The organism is Synechococcus sp. H55.11, assembly GCF_047462475.1.
Lineage (GTDB): Bacteria > Cyanobacteriota > Cyanobacteriia > Thermostichales > Thermostichaceae > Thermostichus.
On sequence record NZ_JANSJI010000189.1, the window covers coordinates 2350 to 5145 of the forward strand.

Annotated in this window: 2 protein-coding genes; both read right to left on the reverse strand. The window is 61.1% G+C overall.

Features of this window, described 5'->3' with window-relative positions:
* Window positions 1-1052, reverse strand: a 1052-nt coding sequence (cobW, locus tag NW853_RS08115) for a cobalamin biosynthesis protein CobW (protein ID WP_414348762.1), incomplete at its 3' end; no start/stop codon positions are given.
* 129 nt (window positions 1053-1181) lie between these two features.
* Window positions 1182-2531, reverse strand: a complete 1350-nt coding sequence (psbC, locus tag NW853_RS08120) for a photosystem II reaction center protein CP43 (protein ID WP_414335970.1) — start codon at window positions 2529-2531, stop codon at window positions 1182-1184.
* Window positions 2532-2796: the final 265 nt, after the last annotated feature.

The following is a 2796-nucleotide window of genomic DNA, read 5'->3' on the forward strand; positions in this document are numbered from 1 at the left end:
GTAAAGGCCGCTGCTTCTCTGTGAGCCAAGCCCTGAAGCTGAGCGGCAATGCGCTCCCGGTTAAGCCTCTGCCCGATGAACACTAGGCGGGTCAACCGCGGCTCTTGCGGGCGCCAGGGCCGGTCGTAGTAGGTTTCAAATCGCCCTCCCACTCCCTGCAGCACCAGCCGCATCGGCTTGTGGGGCACGGCCACAAACCCCTTCACCCGGTAGAGGCATTCCTCTTGAGCCAGTTGACGCAGTTGGGCAACTAGGGATCCCGGCTCATAGCCCCCCTCCAGGCTCAGGTAAAAAGACTCGAAGGCCTCGTGCTCGTGGTCTTCTTCGTGGTCGTGGTGGCTGGGGCGGCGCTCCAACTGATCTTCCACCGCCGCCTGCAAGCCCAAGAGCACTTCTGGGGCAACCTGGCCCCGCTCACAGGGGAGGACTCGAACCTCAGGGCGCAATTGTTGCCGCAGCCAGCTCTCCACGCGCGCTCGCTCCGACAACGTGATCTGATCCACCTTGCTCAGCAGCACCAAATCGGCGCAGCTCAACTGATCCGCAAACAGCTCCTCAATGGGCGTCTCGTGATCCAGGCTCGCATCGGCCTGCCGCTGCGCTTCCAGCGCCGCCCGATCCCCCACCAGTTGCCCAGAAGCCAGAGCCTGACCGTCCACCACTGCAATCACCGCATCCACCGTGGCGCCGGTGCGAAGGGTTGGCCAGCGGAAAGCCTGCACCAGAGGCTTAGGCAAGGCCAATCCTGAAGTCTCAATCAGGATGCCGTCCAGCTCCGCCCGCCGTTGCAGCAGGGTTTCCATGGTGGGCAAAAATTCCTCCTGCACCGTGCAGCAGAGGCAGCCGTTGGCCAGCTCCAAAATGGGGATGGATCCCTCTCCCTCGCAACGTTGGCAATCCCGCAGCAGTTCGCCATCAATGCCCACTTCGCCAAACTCATTGACCAAAACGGCGATGCGGCGGCCCTGGTTGTTGAGCAACAGGTGACGGATCACCGTGGTCTTGCCGGATCCCAAAAATCCGGTGATGACCGTAACCGGGACTTTGTGCATCTTTACCGAACATTCAGCCTTCTCAGTCTCTATCCTCTCTTCCTTCTCTGCCAATCCTGGCGGGGGGGATCCCCAAAAAAAAGGCCCCCTACCGGGGGCCAAAGGTTGATCTCCGAGAGACTTCCGTGCTTATCGGATCGGCTTCATCCGGTAAACCGGCTCGTTCTCGCGGCTGATCCCTTTCTCAAAGCCGGCAGCAGCGGCACGGGCGCGACCGGCATGCCACAGGTGGCCAACGAAGAACAGGAAGCCGAAGATGAAGTTGTGGGCTGCCAGCCAGGTGCGCGGGCTGGTGAAGTTCACCGTGTTGATCTCGGTCGCCACACCCCCCACCGAGTTCAGGGATCCCAGTGGCGCGTGGGTCATGTACTCCACCGCACGGCGAGCTTGCCAGGGTTGGATGTCGTTTTTCAACTTATCCAGATCCAAGCCATTGGGGCCCAGCAGCGGCTCTTTCCAGGGCGCCCGCACATCCCAGAAGCGCATCGTCTCACCGCCGAAGATGATCTCGCCCGTGGGGGAGCGCATCAGGTACTTACCCAGACCGGTGGGGCCTTGGGCCTGGCCGATGTTCGCCCCCAGGCGCTGGTCGCGCACGATAAAGGTGAGGGCTTGCGCTTGCGAGGCTTCAGGGCCGGTGGGGCCGTAGAACTCGCTGGGGTAAACAGTGTTGTTGAACCAGATGTAGCAGGTGGCAATAAAGCTCATCAGCGAGACCGCCGCCAAGCTGTAGGAGAGATAAGCTTCCCCCGACCAGATGAAGGCACGGCGGGCCCAGCCAAAAGGCTTGGTGAGGATGTGCCAGATCCCACCGGCAATGCAGATGATGCCGATGTAGATATGGCCGCCGATCACATCCTCCATGTTGTCCACGCTGATGATCCAGCCGTCGCCGCCGAAGGGAGACTTGAACAGGTAGCCGAAGATCACCGCCGGGTTGAGGGTGGGGTTGGTGATCACTCGCACATCGCCACCGCCGGGAGCCCAGGTGTCATAGACACCGCCAAACCACATGGCCTTGGCCACCAACAGGAAAGCCCCCAACCCCAAGAGGATGAGGTGGATCCCCAAGATGGTGGTCATCTTGTTCTTGTCTTTCCAGTCGTAGCCGAAGAAGGGGAAAGACTGCTCCAGGGTTTCTGGGCCGCGCACGGCGTGATAGATGCCCCCCAACCCCAGCACTGCGCTGGAGATCAAGTGCAGCACGCCGATCACAAAGTAGGGGTAGGTGTCGATAACTTCGCCGCCCGGGCCAACCCCCCAGCCCAGAGTGGCCACGTGGGGCATCAGGATCAGGCCCTGCTCGTACATAGGCCGATCCGGCGTGAAGTGAGCCACCTCAAACAGCAGCATCGCTCCCGCCCAGAAGACGATCAGGCCGGCGTGGGCCACGTGGGCACCCAAGAGCCGACCGGAGAGATTGATCAAGCGAGCATTCCCAGCCCACCAGGCAAACCCGCCCTGGGTGCGATCCTGCATCGCTGCGGAACCAAAGGTCGTTGAAGTCACTGAGGCCAGCCTCCAAAAAGAGTAACAGTCAGTACAGCAGAAGATAGAGGTAAAAAGCAAAGGAGCTTAAGAATGGCCGAGCGCCTACCCATCCAATCCAAGGCTTGAATAGGCGAACGCTCGGCCCCGGCTCTCACGTGAAGGATCGAGAGAACTCAAGCGTTCGACAGCCAGCGCCAGTTTAGAGCGCGTTGCCGCGGGGTAGGACTTCTTCGGGGAACTCAAAGCGCTCGTG